At 74.5% G+C, this 22,130-nt stretch carries 22 protein-coding genes; 9 read left to right on the top strand and 13 right to left on the bottom strand.

Going from position 1 to position 22,130, the window contains the following annotated elements:
* Nucleotides 1-11: 11 nt before the first annotated feature.
* Nucleotides 12-245 (bottom strand): DUF397 domain-containing protein, encoded by a 234-nt coding sequence (locus AGRA3207_RS16055; protein ID WP_231335438.1) that lies wholly within the window; start codon nucleotides 243-245, stop codon nucleotides 12-14.
* A 151-nt stretch (nucleotides 246-396) separates the two neighbouring features.
* Between AGRA3207_RS16055 and AGRA3207_RS16050 the strand changes: the two genes are divergently transcribed.
* Genes AGRA3207_RS16050 through AGRA3207_RS16020 form a run of 7 tightly spaced genes read left to right on the top strand, consistent with a single transcriptional unit; the run spans nucleotide 397 to nucleotide 8,295 of the window.
* Nucleotides 397-1,704, top strand: a complete 1,308-nt coding sequence (locus tag AGRA3207_RS16050; RefSeq protein WP_231335437.1) for an AfsR/SARP family transcriptional regulator — start codon at nucleotides 397-399, stop codon at nucleotides 1,702-1,704.
* A 33-nt stretch (nucleotides 1,705-1,737) separates the two neighbouring features.
* The gene (locus AGRA3207_RS16045; protein ID WP_231335436.1) at nucleotides 1,738-4,137 is read left to right on the top strand and encodes a hypothetical protein; all 2,400 of its coding nucleotides are present in this window, start codon (nucleotides 1,738-1,740) and stop codon (nucleotides 4,135-4,137) included.
* A 44-nt stretch (nucleotides 4,138-4,181) separates the two neighbouring features.
* Complete coding sequence (locus AGRA3207_RS16040) at nucleotides 4,182-5,258, top strand: hypothetical protein (protein ID WP_231335435.1); 1,077 nt, start codon at nucleotides 4,182-4,184, stop codon at nucleotides 5,256-5,258.
* Between the two features lie 6 nt (nucleotides 5,259-5,264).
* A complete protein-coding gene (locus tag AGRA3207_RS16035; protein ID WP_231335434.1) occupies nucleotides 5,265-6,305 on the top strand; it encodes a hypothetical protein in 1,041 nt (346 codons plus the stop codon).
* Nucleotides 6,302-7,288, top strand: a complete 987-nt coding sequence (locus tag AGRA3207_RS16030; RefSeq protein WP_231335433.1) for a protein kinase domain-containing protein — start codon at nucleotides 6,302-6,304, stop codon at nucleotides 7,286-7,288. The genes AGRA3207_RS16035 and AGRA3207_RS16030 overlap by 4 nt, the downstream gene beginning before the upstream one ends.
* Nucleotides 7,289-7,327: 39 nt before the next feature.
* Complete coding sequence (locus AGRA3207_RS16025) at nucleotides 7,328-8,029, top strand: vWA domain-containing protein (RefSeq protein WP_231335432.1); 702 nt, start codon at nucleotides 7,328-7,330, stop codon at nucleotides 8,027-8,029.
* Complete coding sequence (locus AGRA3207_RS16020) at nucleotides 8,026-8,295, top strand: hypothetical protein (protein ID WP_231335431.1); 270 nt, start codon at nucleotides 8,026-8,028, stop codon at nucleotides 8,293-8,295. The genes AGRA3207_RS16025 and AGRA3207_RS16020 overlap by 4 nt, the downstream gene beginning before the upstream one ends.
* A 727-nt stretch (nucleotides 8,296-9,022) precedes the next feature.
* Here the strand turns inward: AGRA3207_RS16020 and AGRA3207_RS16015 are convergent.
* From AGRA3207_RS16015 to AGRA3207_RS16000, 4 genes are all read right to left on the bottom strand, one after another.
* Entirely contained in the window at nucleotides 9,023-9,409 is a 387-nt protein-coding gene (locus tag AGRA3207_RS16015; protein WP_231335430.1) for a hypothetical protein, read from the bottom strand.
* A 108-nt stretch (nucleotides 9,410-9,517) separates the two neighbouring features.
* Nucleotides 9,518-10,027: an SRPBCC family protein gene (locus AGRA3207_RS16010; protein ID WP_231335429.1), complete on the bottom strand. Its 510-nt coding sequence runs from the start codon at nucleotides 10,025-10,027 to the stop codon at nucleotides 9,518-9,520.
* Complete coding sequence (locus tag AGRA3207_RS16005; RefSeq protein ID WP_231335428.1) at nucleotides 10,024-10,383, bottom strand: ArsR/SmtB family transcription factor; 360 nt, start codon at nucleotides 10,381-10,383, stop codon at nucleotides 10,024-10,026. The genes AGRA3207_RS16010 and AGRA3207_RS16005 overlap by 4 nt, the downstream gene beginning before the upstream one ends.
* Before the next feature lie 42 nt (nucleotides 10,384-10,425).
* Entirely contained in the window at nucleotides 10,426-11,676 is a 1,251-nt protein-coding gene (locus AGRA3207_RS16000; protein WP_231335427.1) for an alpha/beta hydrolase family protein, read from the bottom strand.
* 166 nt (nucleotides 11,677-11,842) lie between these two features.
* Here AGRA3207_RS16000 and AGRA3207_RS15995 point away from each other — a divergent pair, with 166 nt between their 5' ends.
* Nucleotides 11,843-13,405, top strand: coding sequence for an alpha/beta hydrolase (locus AGRA3207_RS15995; protein ID WP_231335426.1), 1,563 nt, complete (start codon nucleotides 11,843-11,845; stop codon nucleotides 13,403-13,405).
* The gene (locus tag AGRA3207_RS15990; protein WP_231335425.1) at nucleotides 13,402-14,589 is read left to right on the top strand and encodes a serine hydrolase domain-containing protein; all 1,188 of its coding nucleotides are present in this window, start codon (nucleotides 13,402-13,404) and stop codon (nucleotides 14,587-14,589) included. Before AGRA3207_RS15995 ends, AGRA3207_RS15990 begins: the two co-directional genes overlap by 4 nt.
* Here AGRA3207_RS15990 and AGRA3207_RS15985 read toward each other — a convergent pair.
* The 8 genes from AGRA3207_RS15985 to AGRA3207_RS15950 form a co-directional block, all read right to left on the bottom strand.
* Nucleotides 14,502-15,701, bottom strand: coding sequence for an LLM class flavin-dependent oxidoreductase (locus AGRA3207_RS15985; RefSeq protein WP_231335424.1), 1,200 nt, complete (start codon nucleotides 15,699-15,701; stop codon nucleotides 14,502-14,504). The two genes, AGRA3207_RS15990 and AGRA3207_RS15985, sit on opposite strands and share 88 nt — an antisense overlap.
* Nucleotides 15,698-16,909, bottom strand: coding sequence for an LLM class flavin-dependent oxidoreductase (locus tag AGRA3207_RS15980; RefSeq protein ID WP_231335423.1), 1,212 nt, complete (start codon nucleotides 16,907-16,909; stop codon nucleotides 15,698-15,700). The genes AGRA3207_RS15985 and AGRA3207_RS15980 overlap by 4 nt, the downstream gene beginning before the upstream one ends.
* Nucleotides 16,906-18,252 (bottom strand): NtaA/DmoA family FMN-dependent monooxygenase, encoded by a 1,347-nt coding sequence (locus AGRA3207_RS15975; RefSeq protein ID WP_231335422.1) that lies wholly within the window; start codon nucleotides 18,250-18,252, stop codon nucleotides 16,906-16,908. The genes AGRA3207_RS15980 and AGRA3207_RS15975 overlap by 4 nt, the downstream gene beginning before the upstream one ends.
* Before the next feature lie 12 nt (nucleotides 18,253-18,264).
* Complete coding sequence (locus AGRA3207_RS15970; protein WP_231335421.1) at nucleotides 18,265-18,798, bottom strand: NADPH-dependent FMN reductase; 534 nt, start codon at nucleotides 18,796-18,798, stop codon at nucleotides 18,265-18,267.
* Entirely contained in the window at nucleotides 18,795-19,853 is a 1,059-nt protein-coding gene (locus AGRA3207_RS15965; protein WP_231335420.1) for an LLM class flavin-dependent oxidoreductase, read from the bottom strand. The genes AGRA3207_RS15970 and AGRA3207_RS15965 overlap by 4 nt, the downstream gene beginning before the upstream one ends.
* Entirely contained in the window at nucleotides 19,850-20,356 is a 507-nt protein-coding gene (locus tag AGRA3207_RS15960; RefSeq protein WP_231335419.1) for a GNAT family N-acetyltransferase, read from the bottom strand. Before AGRA3207_RS15960 ends, AGRA3207_RS15965 begins: the two co-directional genes overlap by 4 nt.
* Nucleotides 20,357-20,475: 119 nt before the next feature.
* Nucleotides 20,476-20,949 (bottom strand): flavin reductase family protein, encoded by a 474-nt coding sequence (locus AGRA3207_RS15955; protein WP_231335418.1) that lies wholly within the window; start codon nucleotides 20,947-20,949, stop codon nucleotides 20,476-20,478.
* Nucleotides 20,946-22,121 carry an LLM class flavin-dependent oxidoreductase gene (locus tag AGRA3207_RS15950; protein ID WP_231335417.1) on the bottom strand — a complete coding sequence of 392 codons (1,176 nt, stop codon included), beginning with the start codon at nucleotides 22,119-22,121 and terminating at the stop codon, nucleotides 20,946-20,948. Before AGRA3207_RS15950 ends, AGRA3207_RS15955 begins: the two co-directional genes overlap by 4 nt.
* Between the last annotated feature and the right edge of the window lie 9 nt (nucleotides 22,122-22,130).

The following is a 22,130-nucleotide window of genomic DNA, read 5'->3' as shown; positions in this document are numbered from 1 at the left end:
TGGGGGTGTGATCAGCCGGCCGGGTGCCCGCCGAGCCGGGAGATCTCGAACTCCCCGAGCTTGACGCCGTCCAGGAAGGCGTTCCACTCCGAGGCCGTGAACTCCAGCGGGGGCCTTTCGGGCCGCTTGGAGTCGCGCAGCGCGACGCCCGGCACGAGCGTCACCTCGACGCAGTCCCCGGCTCCTTCGCTCAGCGAGCTCTTGGACCAGCCCGCCTCCTTCGGCGAGTTCTGGGAGGCCCTCATCTTCTTCTCCTTCTTTCGGTTTCGACCGGGCTCCTTGCCCCGTCGACTCCAAGTATGGAAAAGGGGATCGGTAAGCAGAGCGGTAAAAGGCGGGGCGATTTTGAGGTAGAGATTTCGGGAAGTGCACGCGATGTAATTCGGGGAGTGAGGCATGTCGACGATCACGGGGTCTCCCGGTTCCGGCCCGCCGGGCGCGGACGTGGGGTTCCGGCTGCTCGGAAGGGTCGAGGCGGAGGCCGGGGGGCGTCCGATCCGGCTCGGTGCCCCCATGGACCGGCTGGTGCTCAGCGCGCTGCTCCTGGCCCAGGGCCGGACGTTGACCGCGGCGGAGCTGTCCCACCGCCTGTGGGGCGGCGCAGGGCCCATGTCCGAGCCCGGCCTGCTGCGCGACTACCTCAAGAAGGTGCGGCGGCATCTCGAGAACGGTGTCCCGGGCTCGGGCCAGGCGCTGCTCCCGCGGTTCGACGGCGGCTACCGCGCGGTCGTGCACCGGTCCCGGGTGGACGTCCACAGGTTCGACGACGGCGTGACCGAAGCGCGCACCTTCGCCGGGCGGGACGACGCGCGTGCCGTCCCGCTCTTCCGCGGCGCGCTGGCGGAATGGCGGGCCGACGCGTCCGACCCCTGGGGCGTCGAAGCCCTGGCCGGGCTCCCCGGGACCTGGGCCGACTCCCAGCGCGCGGCGCTCCGGGACAGGCGCGCGGCCGCGTTCACCGAATGCGCGGCCGCCGAGCTGCGGCTGGGGGGCCGTGAGCAGCGGCTGATCTCCGAACTCACCCTCCTGCTCGGTGCGGGACGGCCGGACGAGCGCGTCGCGGAACTGCTCGTGCTCGCCTGCGTCCAGGCCGGGCGGTGGGACGAGGCGCGCGACGTCATCGAGCAGACGCACAGGCGCCTGGAGAAGGAAGTGGGCGCCGGCCTCGGTGCGAGGCTCGAACGTCTGCGGCCGCGCGTGCTCAAGAAGGACCCGGCGCTCATCCCGCGCCGACCACACGAACCGCTGTCGATATCTCCAGGAGCAGACATGCCGGACGAGGCCGACCACGACGACCGCCGGGGGGACCTGCGCGACCTGGCGGGCAGGGCGGCATGCCTTGTCGCCGAGACGAGCAGACGGGCCCCGGCCGGATCCGGGACGCCCGAGGGCGAGGAGGGGCCGGGCGGCGACGTCCTGGTCGGGCGGCTCCGGTCGCATTTCGAGAACGACACCGCGGGCGAGGGCGCGCTGGCCTGGGTCGGCAGGGAGCCGGGCAACACCGCCGCGGTGGCGGCGCTCACCGAGGTCCTCCTCCGCGCGCTGCTGCGCGACCGGTCGTTCGCCGAGGACGTGCGCCGCCTCACCGGCCCGCCCCCCGGCCCGGCGGACGGGGACACCTGGTCGATCAACGCGACGACGATCGGCAAGTCCACCGTCTTCAACAAGGCCGTCCAGGTCTCGGGCGACTTCAACATCCACTGATCCGTCGGCGTCCCCCCACGAAGGACAGACACGATGACAGACGACCCTGCCGCCCGCGCCGCGGGCGGCGCGGACGGCGCCGGGCACCGCCACGCGGACGGCCGTCACGCGCCGGATCGGGAGCACGGGCCCGCGGCCCCCGGCGCGGGCCCCGGTGGACCGGAGGCCCAGGATCGGGCGGGCAAGGAACGCGAGGGCAAAGAACGGGAGGGCCGGGACGGGGAGGGAGCCGACAAGGACGCCGCCCGTCCCGATCCCGCCGCCGAGGCCCTGCGGGGGTTACGCGGCTCGGAGGACTCGCTCACCCGCGCCGAGACCGAGCGGTTCGCGGCGATCCTGGAGGGCGCCTGGGGCCGGATGCTCCGGGAGCGCCGCAGCGGGGACGTGCACATCGGGACGCTCACGATGTTCGGCGACGAGGTGAAGGTCGGCGGTGACCTCGGCGTCGGCGGCGCCCGGGCCGGGGGAGGGACCGTCGCGCGGGACACCGTGCCGCTCGACGGCGCCACCCTCAGCGCCCATCGCGACTTCTACGTCCGGCCACCCGGTTACACCGACGCGCTGGGCCTGCTCGGCGAGCACCACCTGCTCGTCCTGGCCGTCCCGGTCGGGACGGGCCGCGACGCCGCCGCCGTCAACCTGCTGACCGACGCGCTGGCCGCGGCCGGCCACGCCGCCGATGCCGCCGCCGACGCCGGCGCGTGCTATCACCTCACCGATCCCGCCGCCGTCGTCATGGGCGACTGGACCCCGGCGGTCACCCGCGCGGGCTACATCGTCGATCTCGACGGCCCGGCGAAGGGCCGCGACCTGGTGGTGTCGTCCGGCCTCGACGAGGGGTGGATCGACATGACGGCGCGGAGGGTCCGCGCCGCCGAAGGGTTCATGGTCGTCCTGACGGGCGCGCCGCGCGGCGCGCTGATGGAGGCCGCCGCCCACTCCCGTCACGTCGTGACCTCCCTCGGCGAGGTCGATCCCGCCGCGGTCATCGCCCGGCGGCTGTTCGGCCCCGACCCGGGGCCGGGGGCGCTGGACGACCTGCGCCGGTCCCTGGCCGAGGCGGGTGCCCTGGACCTGATGGCCCGCCAGCCCGGTCCCCGCATGGCGGTCCGCCTCGCCGCCGCGCTCGGCGAGCACGACGACCCGGCCTCGGCCGTCCAGAGCCTCAGCGATCCGACCACGCAGGTGCACGCGTGGTTCGGCCGGCACCGCGCCCCCGAGACGACCTGCTTCACCCTGGCCACCGCCGCGCTGGAGGGCGCGGGCTATCTGACGGTCTCGGACGCGGCGGTGGAGCTCTACCGCCTCCTCGATCCCACCGCCGCCGATCCGCCCGACCTGCGGTTCCGGGAGCGGCTCGGCACCGACCACCCCTGGATCGAGCTGTCGGACGAGCGGGCCGGGAACGGCGCGGCGGCCCGGTGGGAGCCGGCGCGCGTCCGGTTCACCGACGACCTGCTCCAGCCCGCCGTCCTGACGTACGCGTGGCACCATCTGGACGGCTGCCGGCCGGTCCTCCTGCGGTGGCTGCGCCGGCTGGTCGACCACCGCGACATCGAGGTCCGGGGCCGCGCCGCCGTCACCGTCGGGCTGCTCGCGCGCGGCGACCTCGACTACGCGCTGCACCGGTTCCTGCGCTCCTGGGCGGGGGACGAGTCCCGGACGCAGCGGGAGACCGCGGCGGCGGCGCTCGGGCTCGCCGCGAGCGAGCGCGAGCTGACCGAGCCCGTGTGGCGGCTGCTGGAGTCCTGGGCGGCCGAGGGAGGGACCCCGTTCCAGAACCGGCTCCGGCGCACCGCCGCGGGAGCGGTGGGCGGGCCGCTCGGGAACTGGCAGCCGGAACGTGCCCTGGTGCTGCTCGGCGACGTGCTCGACGACGAGCAGTGGAGCGGCCTGGTCGCCGTCAGCACGAGCGTGCTCCGGCTGGTCGAGCAGGGCCGCGAGACCGAGGTGCTGGGCGCCCTGCTGGAGTGGTCCCGCCCCCAGGACGATTCGGCGCTGGTGGCGCAGGCGCTGTCGGTGTTCGTGTTCGTCGCCCTGTCGCCCGTGCCGTGGAGCCACGTCCCCGGCGGGAGCGCCGGGGCCCCGCTGGTGGTCGCCGACAACGGGCGGCACCGGCGCCAGATGGAGGAGCTGTGGGCGCGGGCGCTGGCCCGCAAGCCCGCCCAGGAGCACGCGCTGGAGGCGTTGCGCGACTTCCTGACCGAGCAGGCGGACAACGATCCGGCCACGCTGGAGGCGGTCCGCGCGATGGTCGTGGGGGTGGCGGCGCGCAGCGACCGGCATCGCCGGCGGCTCGACTGGTACTTCAGCACCTGGGCGGCCGACGAGGAGCGTCCCTGCCGTCCCGCGGCCGTCCTGCGCCGCGCTCTTCCGCGCCCGAGGGGAAGCGATCCGTACGCGTCCTCGACGACGCGTTCCCCCCGCGCCTGACTGATCCACCGGCAACCGACCCCCGGATAACAAGGAACTACGGCATGGATCGCTGGAACTACGGCACGTACGACCCCATCCTGGAGCAGAAGCCGATCCCCGTGTTCAGGCTCCTCAGCCCGTTGCGGGCCCCGGTCCCGGGGACGGCCCTGGTGCTGGTGCCGCGCGAAGGGCATCCGATCACCGTCCGGCATGGCGAACCGGTCCCCGATCCCCGCTACGGGGTGCACCAGTACAGCTGCCTGGTGGACCTGGCCGAGCACCGGCTGGCGTTCGAGCTGCCGCTCGTGAGCCGCGATCCCGGCTTCGTGTTCCGCGCGCGGGTCATGGTCGGCTGCCGGGTCGGCGAGCCCGCCGTCATCGTGGCGCGGGGGATCCGCGACGTCGGCGCGACCCTGTACGAGCCGGTCAAGCAGATGCTGCGGCCGGTCGCCAGGCGCTTCGACATCGCCGAGTTCCACGAGGCCGAGGAGTCGCTCAACCGGGCCCTCGGGCCCTTCGCCGGCGATTCCGCGCTCCGGTTGCGCGGCCCCTCGGTCGAGCTGCTGCTCGACGATGACGAGGTCCGCAAGGCGGCGCGGGAGTTCCGCGACGTCCGCAGGGAGACGCGGCTGAACGCGATGCGCCGCGACCGGCACCTGGAGATGATGCGGCGCGAAGGCGCCGAAGGACTGCTCGCCGAGATCGTCGAGGCGGAGGGGGCCCGCGCGGCCCTGGAGTGGATCGCGCGGGCCGAGGCCGACGAGCGCGTCGAGCTGACCCGGACCCTGGACAAGCTGCTCGCCCGCGGTGGCGTGGACCGCGAGCCGTTCGACCACGTGGACGTCGAACGCGACGTCGTGAACCGGATCATCGGCGGGTCCGACGTGGCCTTCGGAGGGACGAGGTCCAGCCGGGTGCGCGGCGTCCTCCCGCCGGACCCTCCACCCGTCCTCCCGCCTGACGACCCGCCGGGGCCGCCGCAGGACAGCTACCCGGCGGGACCGACGCAGCCCCCCGGCCGGCCGCCCGCCGATGAGCCGCCGGGCGAGCACTCCGAGCACTCCGAGCACTCCCACGGCGTGACCGGGTCGCGGGGCAGCCGGATCCGGGGGATGCGGCGTCCGGACGACGGTGGGTGAACGCCGATGAGGATCGCGTCCACCAGGGAGGCCGGCTCGGACCGGGCCGTCTGGTACCACGAGGGCCGCTCGCTCCTGTCCGTCGGGGTCTGGACCGAGCGGCTGCGGGGCAGGGGCGAGGACGCCGAACCGCTGCTGGTCCACCACGTGCCGACCGGCGAGGGCATCGCGGCGGTCTTCGACGGGTCCGGCGGGTCGGGTTCCGCGGCCGCCCTGGAGCTCCCGGCGGGACGGCCCCGCAGCGGCGCCTGGGTCGGCGCCCGGGTCGCCAGGACCGCCGCCGAGTCCTGGTTCCACGCCACCGTCGCCGAAGCGGGCCGCGGGGGACGGCACGGTCATCCGGCCGCCCTTGAGGAGCGGATGACGGGACTGCTGACCCCGATGAGATCCGGCCGTTCCTCCCGGCTCGTCGGGAACATCCGGAGGGAGCTCCCGACGACCATGGCGGCCGTCCGGTACCGGCGCGGCGAGCGGAGGGTCGGCCTCCGCGCGCTCTGGGCCGGGGACTCCCGCGCCTATGTCCTGTCGCCCTGGGCCGGTCTTCAGGCCCTCACCCGGGACCACACCGCCGAGACGGACGCGCTGGAACAGCTCGTCCAGGACCCGCCGATGACCAACGTGATCTGTGCCGACCGGCCGTTCCGGATCGACGAGGCCGCGGCGGAGTTCGATCTCCCCTGCGTGCTCGTGTGCGCCACCGACGGCTTCTTCGGGTACGTGGACACGCCCGCGCACTTCGAATGGCACGTGCTGCACGCGCTGCGGGAGGCGCGGGACGCCGCCGAATGGGCCGATCTCCTCTGCGCGGCCGTCGCCGCCTACACGGCCGACGACGCGTCACTGGCGGTGGTGGCCCTCGGCTACCGCGGCTTCGAGGACCTGCGAGGCTGCTTCGCCCGCCGCGCCGACACCGTCGCGCGCGCCTACTGGCTGGGCCGCGAACGCCAGGGCGACCCCGGTTTCCGCGAGTGGCGGCATCGGACGTGGCGGGCGTACCGGCCCGACTACGAACGGCGGATCCCCGCGGAACCGAGGATGCCGACGTGAGACACGGCGACGTGGTGCAGGGGTACCGGATCGTCAGCGAGCCGACGAACGAGGGCGGCGGAAAGTGCGTCTGGGCCTTCGCGGAGCGGGCCGGCCGCGAATGCTTCATCAAGCGTTTCCTCGAACCCAAGCGCCCGCGCGAGGGCGGCGGGGGAAGCGAGGCGAGCAGGCGGGCCCGGCTCCGGGAGTGCGCCGAGTTCGAGGACCGGCACCGGGCGATCATGGACAGGCTGCACCCGCGCGCCGCGGGCGGGGGCAACCTGGTGCTCGCCACGGACTTCTTCCACGAGCGGTCGAGCTACTACAAGGTGACCGAGCGGATCGACGCCGTGCCGGGCGTCAGGCCGCACGCCCTCGATCGCCGGCATCGGGCGGTGCTCCTGCGGACCCTCGCGCTCAGCCTCCGGCTGCTGCACGGCCTCGGGATCGTCCACGGAGATCTGAAGCCCGCGAACGTGCTCGTCCAGCGGCGCGCCGCGAACACCTTCCACACGGCCAAGCTCATCGACTTCGACGACGCGTACTTCTCGGGAAGCCCGCCCGCGCCCGCCGTCATCGCGGGCGACTCCCTGTACGGGGCACCCGAATGGCTGCGCTACCTGCGCGAGGACGGCGACACGAGCCCGGCCGAGCTGACCACCTCCGCGGACGTCTTCTCCCTCGGGCTCATGGCGCACCTGTACCTCACCGGGTCCCTCCCCGCCTATGACACCGGCCGGTACGCCTCGCCCGCCGAGGCGGTGGACGCGGACGGCCCCCTGCGCGTCGACGACCGGCTGGCGCCGGAAATGCGGGGACTGATCGAGGCCATGACGGCGGCGGACCCGGGGCGGCGCCCGGCGGCGCGCGCGTTCGTCGAGGCACTGGCGGATCCGGGCACCTGCCGCCTTGACCGCGAGGAGGACGGCGCCCCGCCGCGCTCCTCCTCCAGGATCCGGAGCAAGATCGACGGGCCCGGCGGCGCCGCGCCGTCCGGCCCGTAGGCGGCCAGACCACCATCGGGACGTAGACAAGGAGCAGCCATGACCCGCACCGGCCAAGGGAACCTGCAGTACGCGGTGGACATCGTCCTGTGCATCGATGTGACCGACAGCATGTGGCCGGTCCTCGATACCGTGAAGAAGAGCGCGATGTCCTTCCACCGGCGGCTGGACACCGTCATGGCGGAGAAGGGCAAGGCGATCAGCCAGTTCCGGCTCCGGGTGATCGCGTTCCGGGACTTCGGCGACCACGCCGAAAGCGCGATCGAGCAGACGGGGTTCTTCGTCTTCCCCGATCAGGCGTCCGAGTTCGACGCCTTCGTCCGCGGCCTGCTGCCCCTCGGCGGCGGTGACCTGCCCGAATCCGGCCTGGAGGCGCTGGCGCTGGCCATCCGGTCGCCGTGGGAGCGGGGGCTGGACCGGCGGCGGCACATCATCGTGATGTTCACCGACGCCGCGGCGCATCCTCTGGGCGACCCGCGTTCGAGGGCGGCCCACACCTATCCCCCGGAGATCCCGGCGAGCCTGGACGAGCTCTTCGAGCAGTGGGGCTACGCCAGCAGCCGGGAGGCGCTGATGGAGAACTCCGCCAAGCGGCTCGTGCTCTTCGCGCCCGACATGCGGCCCTGGTCGGACCTCGTGGAGGAGTGGAACCAGACACTGCTGTTCCCGTCCGCCGCGGGCGAGGGACTGGAGGAGTTCGAGATGGACGAGATCATCAACACCATTGTGAACAGCCTGTGATCGGCCGGAACCGGCGGCGCGGCCGGGCAGGGCCGGGACGGGGCCGCGGCTGCGACCCCGTCCCCGACACCGCCGACTGGATCAGCTTCGAGCCCGGCCCGGACACCCGGGCCCTCGTCGACGTCCTGCGGGAGCGCCTGCTCGCCGCGCCCGCCGGCGGCGACGCCGAGGAGGTGGAACCCCATGGCCCTCGCGGAGAACGCGGCGGCGGCGCCCGAGCCGACCTGGCGATGCCTGCGCTGCGACGTCTGGAACGCCCCGAGTGACGATGACTGCCTGGGATGCGACACGGGCCGCGCCGAGGCCACCGACGCGTCCGCGATCGTCCCCCTGCCGCCCCGCCCGCGCGAGGACGGGCCGGGCACCGCGCCCGGTGCCCGGCGCAGGAGGCGGACTGGCGGGGCCGGTGCCGGTCACCGGCCGTCGCGGCCGGCCCCTGCCCCAGGCGGCGCGCGCTATCCGGGGGGACCGCGTTATCCGGCCGCGCCGGGCGCCGGTCACCGGCCATCGAGCGCGCCGCCTCCCAGCGCGCCGCATCCGAGCGCCGCGCCGCGTCCGAGCGCGCCGCGTCCGGGCGCACCGCCTCCTGCCAGGCCGGTCCGTCCGGACGGTGCTGTGCCGTGGGCTACGCCGGGTTCGGGCGACGGCACCGGAGAGGTCTTCTTCCCGGTCGCCGGAGGGCCTCCGGGCGGGGGGTATCCGACGGGGGCGTATCCGGGCAGGGGGCTCCCGCCGGGGCCGTCCGCCGCTGGGCGTCCGGTGGGGTTCCCGACCCCTCCGCCCTACGGGGTGCCGGGGCATCGCGGGCCGTTCGGGCCGGGCCCGCTTCCGCCGAGGCGTCACCCCATGGGCTCGGACATGCCCGTGCCCCGCCGCATCGCCATCGGCTGCGGCATCATAATCGGCCTCTACCTCCTGCTGGGGGCGTGCAGCGCCATCCTCGGCTCGCTCGGCGGGGGCGGCTGACCCTGCGGTCCGCGCTCCCGCGCCGGGTCAGGCGAGGGGCGGGGCGGCGGCCGTGATGGCCCTGGCCTGGCCCGTCGCGTGGGCGGCCCACGCGCCCGACTGGGGGCCCGGGGGGAACTGCGCGGTGTGGTGGAATCCGGGGCCGGTCACGGAGACGGAGACGAAGCCGAGGTAACGGCGCTCCTTCATCAGCAGGAAGAGCAGGCCCAGCAGGCAGAACCAGACGAAGATGATCGTCAGGACGATGGCGACGACGGGGATGCCGTCGGTGACCTGGGTGGAGTCCTGGACGGTCCAGGTGGAGCCGTGGAGCGGGTACCGCCCGTAGGGGAGGATGACGTGCGTGCTCGTCAGGGCCATGTCGCCGATCTGTAGCAGGACAGGTTCGGCGCCGCCTTGAGGAACCGGGTACATCCACTCACCTCTGCTCGAATGAAGACCGTCCGCCCCCCGATGGACAAGCCTCATGCTATTGCCACGCGGGCGGCCGGATGGACTCCCGGCCGTGTCCGGTCGCGGGCTTCAGGGGCGTTCCGGCTCGGGGGCCAGCGACTCGTAGTGGGCGCGCTGGGAGGGGTAGTAGTCGTCGAAGTCCGGCATCGGGGTGCCGGCGACGGCGGCGGCCAGCCGGTCGAGGTAGTACTCCCAGCCGGGGCCGGTGGAGGCCACGTCCGTGCCGGGGTCCAGGTGGTGGACGAACGTCAGCGTCGTCACGCCGTGGGCCTCGTCGAGGCGCGCCTCCAGGTGCCAGCGCCCGTGCTCGTCGACGGTCTCGACCTCCAGCCGCCGCGGCGGCTCGCAGGAGACGATCGTCATGTCGCTCTCCGGCTGGCCCTCCTCGGCCGTCAGGGTGAGCCGCACCGTGGCGCCGGGCCTGCCCTCGCCGCGCCAGTGCGCGAACCACCGCGCGGTGCGCTCCGGCTCGGTGAGGCTCGCCCAGACCTCGTCGATCGTGGCCTTGAACTCGCGTGTCATCTGCAGGTCGGTGCCGGTCGCGGCGGCGATCAGCCGGCCGGTGGGCGTGGGTGTCATCCTGCGCTCCTCGCGTTCTCGGGTGGTTCCTCACCGGCGGCGCGGTCGCGCCGGGTGCGGTGGACCTCGGTGCCCAGGGCGTCGAGACGCTGCTCCCACCTCTGCCCCCGGACGGACGCCAGCCACCGGTCGATCTCCCGCAGCGGGCCGGGGGCGGCCTTGTAGTGCCGCTCGCGGCCCGCGGGCTCGGCCTCGATCAGCCCCGCCTCGCGGAGCACCCGCAGATGGCGGCTGACCGCGGGACGGCTGATCTCGGGGAACGCGGCGGCCACGGCGCCGGCGGTCCGCGGACCGCCGGCGAGCAGCACCACGATGCGGCGGCGCACCGGGTCGGCCACGGCCCCGAAGACGTCCATGGCCTTATATGTAACCGATGTGTTACGCGTTTGTCCAGGGGGCTACTCCAGCGTCCCGAACCAGCGGAGCGTGTCGGGGATGCCCCGGTACATGCTGCGGAAGTGGCCGGTGCCCATCCCGTAGTCGGTCACGGACGGGCGGGCGCCGCGGGCGCGCAGCTCCCGCAGGCAGCTCGTGGTGTTGGCGAACGCGACCTGCTCGTCCCCGGCGGCGGCGAACAGCCTGACCGGGACGCGGGGCCGCCACTGGCAGGTCCCGTCGGCGGAGCGGAGCGCCCGTGCCATCGGCCCGGTCGGATGCAGGAGCCAGTGGACATAACGCGGAGTCAGTAGGTCCCGGACACGTGCGGGCAGCCGCGTGATGACGTCCTCGTCGGCGTGCCGTCCGTCGAAGAGCGCGGGCACGCTCGTGTCGTAGGGCGCCCTGAACACCTCGGAGGGGGAGTCGTAGAGGTGGAAGAGGCGGTTCCACGACACGAAGAGGTAGGAGAGGTAGAACACCGATGCCTTCGGGTCGAGGCCGCCGTCCTCGTCGAGGGACGCCGGGAGCTGGGCGTCCCGCAGGTCGAAGGGCCCGCTGACCGGCGCCAGCGCCGCCGGGCGCAGGTAGGGGTCGGCGCCGCGCTGGAGCTCGCGGCCGAGCGCCATGGCGGCGTGCCCTCCCTGGGAGAACCCGGTCACCAGCACGCCGCGTTCCAGCCGCCGCCTGTGGGACGAGGCGACGCGGCGCGCGGCGCGCAGCAGGTCCAGCGACGCGGCGGCCTCGGTGGCGGCGTGCATGTACGGATGTGGTCCGGGGCCGAGGCCGAGCCCGAGGTAGTCGGGTGCCACGCCCGCGTACCCGGCGCCCGCGTAGAAGGTCGCCGCGACGCGGCTCTGGCCCTCCGCGTCGACCGACCCGGCGATGTTCCTGGCGAGGTGCGTGCCGTGGGCGAAGCTGACGGCACGCACGCCCCCGTGCCCCGCCGGGAGCGTCACCACCCCGGCGGCGGTGGCCGGGGTCCCCTGCGGAGTGACGGTGCGGTAGACGACCCGGTAGGTGTCGACCCCGAAGCGCGGTCCCGGCCGGGCGAGCGCCGGATCGTCGCCGGCGAGGTAGCGCCGCACCTCGCCGGCGGACATGCGGGCGACGCGGTCGGCGGACACGACCGTCCCCCGGGGTGGTGCCGTCTCGGGCCGGGCGACCCCGGCGGCGGTGCCGGCGGACGCGGAGGACGCCGTGGCCGCCAGGCCGAGCGCGATCCCGGTGCCGAGCAGCGCCGCCGTGCTCCGCCGCAATGACATGGTTCCCATGGCCCACGACGCTAGGCCGCGCGGCATCGTCTCCCCAGGGCCCTGGACCCCCGTCCGGGGTGTACCTGGGGACACCGTTCACGCGGCGGGGGTCGGGCTGTCCCCACCCTGCACTCGCGGGCCAGCCGTAATGATCTTCCGGGTGCGAGGCGATGGGATCGGACGCATGACCCTCCCACGCATCGCGACGGCCGTCCTGCTCGGCGCGGCCGGACTCGCCGGCCTGACGGGGACCGCCGCGGCGGCGCCGTCGTCCCCGTCGTCCCCGCCCGGCCCGGCGCGCCTCATCGGGCAGCACCTGGACTGGGGCGCCTGCCCCGCCGAGGCGACCGACCTGGTCGAGGCGGGCGCGCAGTGCACGCGGGTGACCGTGCCCCTCGACCACACGGCGCCGGACGGCCCCACGATCACGCTCGCCCTCTCCCGGATCAGGGCGAAGGACCCGGCGCACCGGCGGGGCATCCTGCTGGCCAATCCGGGCGGCCCGGGCGGGCCGGGCCTGGAGTACGCGGCGCAGCTGAGGGGCGCGATGCAGGACGCCGCGGACCGGTACGACCTGATCGGGTTCGACCCCCGGTTCGTCGGCCGCAGCACCCCGATCTACTGCGGGACGTCCCCGAAGGCGCAACCCACCCACTCCCGGCGGGAGGCGTTCGAGGTGTCGGTGCGGAACGCCCGCGACACCGCGCGCCGCTGCTTCGAGCACGGGAACAACGCCGCGCTGCTGCCGCACGCGTCCAGCCGCAACGTCGCCCGCGACATGGACCTGATCCGCGCCGTCCTCGGCGAGCGCAAGATGTCGTACTTCGGCACGTCCTACGGCGCCGACCTGGGCGCCCTGTACACCCAGATGTTCCCGCGCCGCGCGGACCGCATCGTGATCGACAGCGTCACCGACCCGGCGCTGACGCAGTACGAGAACTTCCAGGTCGCGGGCCCGGTGCAGGAGCGGGGCCTGGACGAATGGGCCGCCTGGACGGCCCGCCGCCAGGCCGAGTACAAGCTCGGCGGCACCCCTCGCGAGGTCCGGGCGAGCGTCGAGCGGCTGGTCTCCACGGTCGACGCGGGTCCGCTCCGTCTCGGCGACTACACCCTCGACGCGGCCTCGCTGGGGCTCATCATCCGCCAGTTCGTCAACATGGAGGAGAACAACGCGACCCTCGCCAAGAGCGTCCGGAACCTGGCCGACGCCGCCGCCGGGCAGGCCGTCCAGCCCATCCCCGAGCTGCGCATGTGGCTGGAGCTGTTCAACACACCGGATCCGGCGCTGGACAACATGTTCAACAGCGGCAACGCTTTCTTCTGCGGTGACAACGGCTGGCCCGCCGGGGGATGGCCGGCCGACCCCGAGCAGTACTGGCGCGCCATCGAGCGTGCGCGCCCCACCCAGCCGGTGTTCGCGGCGACGGCCAACGCCATCTTCCCGTGCCCGTTCTGGAAGACCCGGCCGAGCGGGCCCCGGACCGTGATCGGCAACCACGTTCCGCTGCTGCTCCTCCAGGCCGAACGCGACAACAACGTCCCCTACACCGGTGCGGTCGCCCTGCACCGCCGGCTGAAAGGCTCCCGCATGATCTCGGCGGACATCCGCTCCCACGGCGTGTACGCGCGCGGCATCGACGGCCTGACGCCCGTCCCCTGCGCGGACCGCGTCGTCAACGCCTACCTGCGCACGGGCGTCCTCCCGTCCGCCGACCTGACCTGCGCGCACCCGGGGGAGGGCCGGTGAACAGGCGCGTGATCGGCGTCCTGGCCGCGGGCGTGCTGCTGGCCGGGCTCACACCGGCCGCGGCCGCCGCCCCAGGGCGCTCCTACGGCCAGCGTGAACTGCAACGCGACGTGGACGCGATCCGTGCGACGGGCGCCACCGGCGTCCTCGCCGAGGTGCAGGCGGACCGGGACGTCCACGCCGCGCGTGCCGGGGTCGCCGACCTGAGGACCCGGCGGCCGGTCCCCTGGGACTCCTACTACCGGATCGGCAGCGACACCAAGACCTACACCGCCACCGTCGCGCTGCAACTGGTCGGCGAGGGCAGGCTGCGGCTCACCGACACCGTCGAGCGGTGGCTTCCCGGGCTGGTCACGGGGAAGGGGAACGACGGGCGCAGGGTCACCGTGATGAACCTCCTGCGCCAGACCAGCGGCCTGGCCGACTACATCGCCGTCCAGCTCGGCGACGGCCGCGACCTCACCCCGGAGAAGTACCGCGAAAACCGGTTCCGCCCCTCCACCCCGCGTGAGCAGGTGGCCGTCGCGATGACCAGGCCGCCCGAGTGGGTGCCGGACGCGGCGGACCCGGCCGGGGAGACCCACTGGGGCTACTCCAACACCAACTACGTCCTCGCCGGGCTGATCATCGAGAAGGTCACCGGCCATCCCTGGGAGCAGGAGGTCCACGACCGGATCGTCGAGCCGCTCGGCCTGCGGCACACGATCACGCCGGGCACCTCCGCGTACGTGCCGCAGCCGAGCGCCACCGCCTACATGCGCTTCCCCGGGCGCAAGGAGCTGACCGACGTCTCCATCGCCCCGGGCGGCGGCGCGGACGGCGCGATCATCACCACCGCCCGCGACCACGGGACGTTCCTGCGCGCCCTCATGGGCGGGCGGCTGCTGAAGCCCGCCCAGCTCGCGCAGATGAAGCAGACCGTCAAGGCCGACGACTTCGTCCAGGCTCCCGGGGTGCGGTACGGCCTGGGCCTGGCGTGGCGGCCCGCCGGGGGCTGCGGCGGGGTGTGGTTCCACGGCGGCAGCAGCTTCGGCGTGATCTCCGAATCGGGGGTGAGCCCGGACGGCCGCCGCGCCGCCGCCGTCGCGGTCTCCACCTACCGTCCGGGCGGCGACGGGCAGGAGGCCCAGGACAGGGCCTCCCTCCGGCTCGTCGACGGCGCGGTCTGCGCCGGGACGGCGTAGCGGTCCCACTCCTCGGCGAGCAGCTCGTAGGAGCGGACGCGGTCGGCGTGCTCGTGGGTGATCGTGGTCACCAGCAGCTCGTCCGCCCCGGTGACGCGGCGCAGCGTCTCCAGCTGCGCCGCGACCGTGTGCGGAGAGCCGACGAACTGGGTCTCGATCCGGTCGGCGACCAGGTCGAGCTCCTCGGGGGTCCACTCGTGCGCGTCGGCCTGCGCCGGCGACGGGTACGGGATCGCGGCGAGCCTCGACCGGATGCTGAGCACCCACAGCCCGTACGGTGAGGCGAGCCTGCGGGCCTCCTCGTCGGTGGGCGCCACGACCACGTCGGCCGAGACGACGACGTACGGTTCGTCGAGCGTGCGGGACGGGGTGAACGCCTCCCGGTAGGCGTCCACCGCCTCCAGCACGTTGGACGGGCTGACGTGGTAGTTCGCCGCGAACGGCAGCCCGCGCGCGCCCGCGACCCGCGCGCTCTCCCCGCCGCTGCTGCCGAGGATCCACAGCGCCAGGGCGGCGCCCTCGCCGGGGTTGACGTGCACCTCCTGGCCGTCGTGGCGGAAGGTGCCCTCCAGCAGCGCGGCGATCTGGCCGACCACGTCGTCGAAGCCGGGCGACTCGGCGCCGGGCTGCTGGAGCAGCGCCGCGTGCAGCGCGAACGCGGGCGACCCCGCCAGCCGGGCGAAGTCGAACGGCGGGGGGATGAGCAGCCCGTCCACGACCACGGGATCGCGCGGGGGAGGCGGCGGCGCCGCGGCCCGCCGCGCCGCCTCGGCGCGGCGCTGCCCGGAGCGCCCGAGGCCGAGGTCGATCCGCCCCGGGTACAGGGCGTCGATCGTGCCGAACTGCTCGACGATCGACAGCGGCGTCCAGTGCCCGGTCTGCACCGCGCCGGACCCGACGCGGATCCGGGAGGTGGCGGCGGCCACCGCCGCGATGAGGACCTGCGGCGCCGAACTCGCCACCCCGGGCGCCAGATGGTGCTCGGCGAGCCAGTACCGGTGGTAGCCCGCAGCCTCGGCGCGCCGCGCCAGGTCGAGGGTGTTGCGGACGGCGTCGCGGGCGGTGCCGCCCGCGGGGATCGGCGTGAGGTCGAGGATGGACAGCGGTGTCATGGGCGCCTCCCGGTCGGGACGGAGTAGCGGCCTGCGGGGCGCGGCAGCCCGAGGTGCCCGCGGAGCGTCGCCGCCTCGTAGGCCGTGCGGAACGCGCCGCGCCCCTGGAGGATCGGCACCAGCCCCCGCGTGATGCCGGCGAGGTCGGCGGGCAGCACGCCGGGACGCAGCCGGAACCCGTCCAGGCCCGCCTCGCGCAGGTCGAGCAGGACGTCCGCGAGGTCGCCTGGCGTGCCGGTGAAGATCCGGGCGTCGGACGCCAGCGGGGCGCCGTCGAGGTCGTCCAGCCGGGCCTTGCGGGACGCCGCGGCCCCGGGCGTCTCGTCGAGGAACACCACCAGGTCGGCGAAGATCCTGAGGGGCTCGCCGGTCCGCGCGGCGTCGCGCTCCGCCTCCCGGACCTGCGCGACGGCGGCCTCGGCGTCGGCGCGCGAGTGCGGGGTGACGTACACGACGTCGGCGGCGCGGGCGGCGAACTCGTAGGGGCCGGGGCCGTGCGCGAGCGCGGTGACCAGCGGCTGGCCCTGCGGCGGACGCGGCGTGATCGAGGGCCCGCGGACGCTGAGGTGGTCGCCGTCGAAGTCGATGTAGTGCACCTTCGCGCGGTCGAGGAACCGTCCGGTGGCGGTGTCGCGGATCTCCGCGTCGTCCTCCCAGCTGTCCCACAGCCGCCGGACGATCTCGACGAACTCGGCGGCCTCGGCGAGCAGCCCCAGCGCGAGCAGTTCCCCCTCCGGTGTCGCGAACCATCCCGGCCCGGCCTCGGGGAAGACGCGGCGGCCGAAGTGCGGGGCGTCGGTGAGCCCGGCGCCCGCCACCTGGGGTCTCCAGCCGCCGCGTCCCCGGCTGGCGTGGTCGAGGGAGGCGATGCCGATCGAGACGTGGAACGGCTCGGTGTGGGTGGTGTCGGTGGTCGGGACGAGGCCGATCCGGGACGTCCCGGGCGCGAGCAGCGCCGCGATCAGCACGGCGTCCAGCCGGCCCCGCACCTGGTCGGTCCGGTCGTCGGGCACACCGGGGACGGCCGACTGGAGGCCCAGCGAGTCCTCCACGGTCAGCAGGTCGAGCAGCCCGCGCTCGGCCTCGGCGGCGAGGCCCGTCCAGTAGGCGGCGGTGAACAGCGCGTCCGGGCGGGCGCCGGGGTCGCGCCAGGCGGCCGGATGCCACCCGGCGTCGTTGAGGGCGGCGGCGAGGTGCAGGCCGGTCATGGAGTCTCCTTGGGGGCGCGTGGGCCGCCGATGCCGAGGTGGTCGCGCAGCGTCGGGCCGGTGTAGTCGGCGCGGAACACGCCCTTTTCCTGGAGCAGCGGCACGACGTGCTCGACCAGGTCGTCCAGGCCCCCGGGCGTCAGGTGCGGGACGAACACGAAGCCGTCGGCCGCGTCGCTCTGCACGAACTCGTCGATCTGGCCGGCGACCGAGCGCGGGGTGCCGATGAACGTCTGCCGCCCGGTCGCCTCGATGACCAGCTCGCGGATGCTGAGGCCGCGCTCGGCGGCCAGCGCCCGCCACGTCCTGACGACCTCGCCGCGGTCGCCGCGGAACTGGGCGCGGCCCTTGGAGACGCCCTCGCCGAGGTCGGGTTCGACGTCGGGCAGCGGCCCGTCCGGGTCGTAGCCGGACAGGTCGCGGCCCCAGAACCCCTCCAGGAACACCAGCGCGTTGCGGGGTGTGACCTGGGCGCGGCGGATCTCGGCGGCGCGCTCGGCCGCGTCCTGCTCGGTGTCGCCGAGGACGTAGGTGACGGCGGGCAGGATCTTCAGCTCGTCGGAACGGCGCCCGTACTTGGCCAGGCGGCTCTTGACGTCCTTGTAGAAGGCGCGGCCGTCGTCGAGCCTGCCGTGCCGGCTGAAGATGACGTCGGCGTCGGCGGCGGCGAACTCGCGTCCCTCGTCCGAGTCGCCCGCCTGGATGATGACCGGATGGCCCTGCGGCCCGCGCGGCACCGTGAACCGCCCGGCGATGTCGAACTGCGTCCCGCGGTGGGCGAACGTCCCCGCCCCGGCGCGGGCGAACTCGCCCGCCGCCGGGTCCGCCACCAGGTCCCGCGGGGCCCACGAGTCCCACAGCTCGCGGGCGGTGTGCAGGAACTCCCTGGCGCGGTTGTAGCGGTCGGCCTCGTCGAGGTACCCGCCGCGCCGGAAGTTCTCGCCGGTGAACGCGTCGTAGCTGGTCACAACGTTCCAGGCGGCCCGCCCGCCGCTGAGGTGGTCGAGGGTGGCCAGCCGCCGCGCCACCTCGTACGGCTCGTTGAAGGTGGAGTTGACGGTCGCGGCCAGCCCGAGGCGCGTGGTGACGGCCGACAGCGCGGACAGCACGGTCAGCGACTCGGGCCGCCCCGCGACGTCCAGGTCGTGGATGCGCCCCTTCATCTCCCGCAGCCGCAGTCCCTCCGCGAGGAAGAAGAAGTCGAATTTGCCGCGTTCGGCGGTCCGCGCGAGGTGGACGAAGGAGTCGAAGTCGATCTGGCTGCCCGACCGGGGGTCGGACCAGACGGTCGTGTTGTTGACGCCCGGGAAGTGGGCGGCCAGGTGGATCTGCTTGACCGGCAACAGGGGGCTCCCTCATCCCCGGGCGGCCGCGACGGCCCGCCCGGCGAGCGCCGCCGTCACCTGCGGCGCGACGAGCCCGGCCCACGCGTCGAGCACCTCCTCGGCGTCCGCGAAACGCGACTCCGGGAACGCCAGGCCGGGGGTCGGGACGGCCGCGCCCAGCTCCACCAGCAGCGGCCGCAGGTGGACCTCGACGGCCAGCGCGTGCTTCGCGTCGCCCATCACCAGCAGCGGCAGCGCCACCGTCGACGCCAGTGCGCCGCCGGGCAGCCGGTCGAGGAACACCTTCAGCAGGCCCGTGTAGGTGGCCTTGTAGGTGGGGCTCGCGACGACCAGCACGTCCGCGCCGGCGACCCGGTCCAGCGCGTCCTGCACCTCCGACGCCGGGACGGCGTTCAGCAGCCCGGGCGCCAGCGCCGACAGGTCGATCAGGTCCGGCGCGTCCGCGCGCCCGGTCCGCTCACCGACAGCGGCGGCCGCCCGCACGGCCACCTGGAGCGTGCGGGACTGCGGACGGGGATTCCCCACCAGGACGACGATGCTCACGTGACTCTCTCCTCTGTTTGCAGTGGACGGCTCGGGATCTCCCGCCGCAGCACCGGCGCGACGTCGCCCTGGAACAGCTCCAGGGAGGCGCGGTGCAGGTGCTCCGGAAGCCCGTCGGCGTCGGCCTGGACGTGCATGACCTCGTGGCCGAGCCGTTCGTGGTAGCGGTGGACCTTGTCGATGACCTGCTGCGGGCTCCCGATGAGCGCGGAGCTCCGCTCGATCGCGTCCTCGACGGAGTGGAAGACGACCGGGACGCCGTTGCGCCGGAACAGCTCCTGCCGGGCCTCGAAGACGGGCCGGTAGACGTCCACGGCGTCCTGGGAGTTCTTGGCGACGTACAGGCCGGCGGTGCCCGCGCCGACGAGGGCGTCGGCGGGGTCGTGGCCGTGGTGCTCCCAGCGTTCGCGGTAGTGGGCGACCAGCTCGGCGTACGGCTCGACCGGGTTGGTGACGTTGGCGGAGAACAGCGGGTCGCCGTGGACGGCCGCGAGCTCCACCGACTCCCTGCTCGTCGCGCTGCCGTGCCAGACGCGGACGGGACGCTGCAACGGCCGGGGCAGCACCTCCGCGCCGTCCAGCGGCGGGCGGTACCGGCCCTGCCAGGTGACGGTGTCCTCCCGCCAGAGGCGCCGGAACAGCTCGTAGCCCTCCCGGTTGCGGTCCCACTGGTCGGCGGTGGTGACGTGGAACAGCTCGGCCTGCGCCGTGCCGTTGCCCTTGCCGATCATCAGTTCCAGCCGCCCGCCGGACAGGTGGTCCAGGGTGGCGTAGTCCTCGTACGCCCGGACCGGGTCGAGGAGGCTCAGGGTCGTCACGGCCGTGAACAGCCGGATCACGGACGTGCGCGCCGAGATGTGGCCGAGCAGCACCGGCGGCGACGACGACAGGAAGGGCCGCTCGTGCCGTTCCCCCACTCCGAAGCCGTCGAACCCCAGCTCCTCGGCGAGGACGGCGTGCTCGACGACGGTGCGGAACCGCTCGGTGACCGGCGGCGGCACGCCCGTGGCCGGGTCCGGCGCGTGCACGATGAGGGTGATCGCCAGGAACTTCACAGGACCTTCTCCATGCAGATCGAGAAGCGCAGCCGCTCGTACGGCGGGAAGATCGGGATGCGGCTGTAGCCCTCCCGCTCGTAGAGCCGGACCGCGTCGGGCTGCCGGTCGCCTGTCTGCAGGACGATCCGGGGCGCGGCGAGCGAGCGCGCCGCGTCCTCCACGGCCGACAGCAGGGCGGTGGAGACGCCGGTGCCGCGCCGGGCGGACGCGACGTACATCCGCTTCAGCTCCAGGTCGCCGTCCGGGCGCCCGGCGGTGCGGCGGAGCGCGGCGTGCCCGGCGGGCTCGCCCGCGGCGTAGGCGACGGCGACGTAGACGACCTCGTCGGGCTCGACGACGACCGCGCCGCGCCTTTCGGGGTCGGCGGCCTGCCTGTCCAGCTCCGCCAGCCGGTCCCGGTAACGGCCGCGCATCTCCGCCTCCATGGCCTCGCGCAGGGCGGCCGCCGCCGGGTCGTCCCAGCCGGTGGCGCGGACGTCGACCCGGGGGCCTGCGGGCACGGGGGCGCCTCCTGACTTTTATGGTAGGAAAAGAGGATAAATTGTCAATGCAGGGTACGCCGATCCGGCGCGGGTCCGGTTCCGGCACGCGGTGGCGGCGGACCGGATCAGCGGCGGGGTCAGCGGAGCCGGCGGAAGGCGCTGGCGTGGAAGACCAGCGGGGGAACGCCGTCGGCGGCGTCCAGGTCCTCCACGCGGAAGACGACGATGTCGTGGTCACCGGAGCGGACCTGCTGCTCGATGGAGCAGTCGAACCACGCCGACGCGCCCTCGACCAGCACGCTCCCGTCCGCGGTGGACCGCCACTCGACGCCCGCGAACCGGTCGCCGGTGCGGGCGCCGAGACGCCGCCCGACGTGCTCCTGGTGGGCGCCGAGCACACTGATCCCGATGCGGGACAGGTCGCGCAGCAGGGGCCAGGTCGTCGAGGTGTGCGCGACGCACACCGACACCAGCGGCGGATCCAGGGACACCGGGACGAACGAGCTGGCGGCGATGCCCGCGGGGCGTCCGCCGACCAGGCCCGCCACGACCGCGACGCCGGTCGGGTAGGCGCCGTAGACGCGGCGCAGGTCCAGGCCGAGGGTGGTCATCGCCGGGGCTCCTTCGGCAGGAAGGCGGTCGACTGGAAGGCGCCGCCGCCGGGGGATCCGTGGAACAGGCCCCGCCCGGCGAGGAGGGGCAGCACGCCCTCGCCGAACCAGTACAGCTCCTCCAGGTGCGGGTAGCCGGACAGGACGAACTCCTCGATGCCGAGCGCGGCGTACTCGGCGATGCGGTCGGCGACCTCGGCGTGGTCGCCGACCAGCGCCGTCCCCGCGCCGCCGCGCACCAGGCCGACGCCCGCCCACAGGTTCGGCGCCACCTCCAGTGCGCGCGGATCGCGCCACGACCCGTCGGCCCGGCCGCGCTCGTGCAGCTCGCGCATGCGCCGCTGGCCGGTGGACTCGCTCCGCGCGAGGGTGGCCTGGGCGGCGGCGACGGTGTCCTCGCCCAGCGCCTCGACGAGCCGCCCGGCCAGCCGCCACGCCTCCTCGGCCGTGTCGCGGGAGATGACGTGCAGCCGGATCCCGAACCGCGGCTTGCGGCCGTGCGCCGCGGCGAGCCCGCGGATCCACTCGATCTTCGCGGCCACCGCGTCCGGCGGCTCGCCCCAGGTGAGGTACACGTCGGCGTGCTCGGCGGCGACCGGGCCCGCCGCGGCGGACGACCCGCCGAAGTACAGCGGCGGGACGGGGTCGGGGACGGTCGGCAGGCGCGCGGCGTCGATGTCCAGGTGGGTGCCGCGGTGGGTGACGGTCCCGCCCTCCCACAGCCGCCGCACGACCGACAGGAACTCCGCGCATCGGGCGTACCGCTCGTCCTTGGACAGATGGTCCCCGTAGGCGCGCTGCTCGTGGGCCTCGCCGCCGGTGACGACGTTGAGCAGCAGCCTTCCGGGCGCGTGCGCGGAGAACGTGGCGGCCATCTGCGCGGCGAGCGTCGGGCTGATCAGCCCGGGACGGAACGCCACCAGGAACGCCAGCCGCTCGGACTCGCGGGCCAGCATCGCGGTGGTCAGCCAGGCGTCCTCGCACCAGGCGCCGGTGGGGGTGAGCGCGCCGGTGAAGCCGAGCTCCTCGGCGGCCCGCACGATCGAGGACAGGTAGCCGATCGAGGCGCGGCGGTCACCGGACGCGGCGTCCGCGGGACGGCCGTGGCCGCCGCCCACGATGTAGCGCGAGTCGCCGTAGGTGGGCAGGAACCAGTGGAACGACAGGGTCACGGTGGGGTT

The sequence above is a fragment of the Actinomadura graeca genome (assembly GCF_019175365.1).
Classification (GTDB): domain Bacteria; phylum Actinomycetota; class Actinomycetes; order Streptosporangiales; family Streptosporangiaceae; genus Spirillospora; species Spirillospora graeca.
The sequence above is the reverse complement of the archived record's forward strand: the minus strand, read 5'-3'. Positions and strand labels throughout refer to the sequence as shown.

Bases quoted from the DNA above. Each gene is read 5' to 3' on its own strand.
- AGRA3207_RS15985 (WP_231335424.1), bottom strand. From the start codon at position 15,701: ATGACACCGCTGTCCATCCTCGACCTCACGCCGATCCCCGCGGGCGGC.
- AGRA3207_RS15980 (WP_231335423.1), bottom strand. From the start codon at position 16,909: ATGACCGGCCTGCACCTCGCCGCCGCCCTCAACGACGCCGGGTGGCAT.
- AGRA3207_RS16025 (WP_231335432.1), top strand. From the start codon at position 7,328: ATGACCCGCACCGGCCAAGGGAACCTGCAGTACGCGGTGGACATCGTC.
- AGRA3207_RS16010 (WP_231335429.1), bottom strand. From the start codon at position 10,027: ATGACACCCACGCCCACCGGCCGGCTGATCGCCGCCGCGACCGGCACC.
- AGRA3207_RS15995 (WP_231335426.1), top strand. From the start codon at position 11,843: ATGACCCTCCCACGCATCGCGACGGCCGTCCTGCTCGGCGCGGCCGGA.
- AGRA3207_RS16005 (WP_231335428.1), bottom strand. From the start codon at position 10,383: ATGGACGTCTTCGGGGCCGTGGCCGACCCGGTGCGCCGCCGCATCGTG.
- AGRA3207_RS16015 (WP_231335430.1), bottom strand. From the start codon at position 9,409: ATGTACCCGGTTCCTCAAGGCGGCGCCGAACCTGTCCTGCTACAGATC.
- AGRA3207_RS16045 (WP_231335436.1), top strand. From the start codon at position 1,738: ATGACAGACGACCCTGCCGCCCGCGCCGCGGGCGGCGCGGACGGCGCC.
- AGRA3207_RS16000 (WP_231335427.1), bottom strand. From the start codon at position 11,676: ATGGGAACCATGTCATTGCGGCGGAGCACGGCGGCGCTGCTCGGCACC.
- AGRA3207_RS16035 (WP_231335434.1), top strand. From the start codon at position 5,265: ATGAGGATCGCGTCCACCAGGGAGGCCGGCTCGGACCGGGCCGTCTGG.
- AGRA3207_RS16055 (WP_231335438.1), bottom strand. From the start codon at position 245: ATGAGGGCCTCCCAGAACTCGCCGAAGGAGGCGGGCTGGTCCAAGAGC.
- AGRA3207_RS16050 (WP_231335437.1), top strand. From the start codon at position 397: ATGTCGACGATCACGGGGTCTCCCGGTTCCGGCCCGCCGGGCGCGGAC.
- AGRA3207_RS16040 (WP_231335435.1), top strand. From the start codon at position 4,182: ATGGATCGCTGGAACTACGGCACGTACGACCCCATCCTGGAGCAGAAG.
- AGRA3207_RS15955 (WP_231335418.1), bottom strand. From the start codon at position 20,949: ATGACCACCCTCGGCCTGGACCTGCGCCGCGTCTACGGCGCCTACCCG.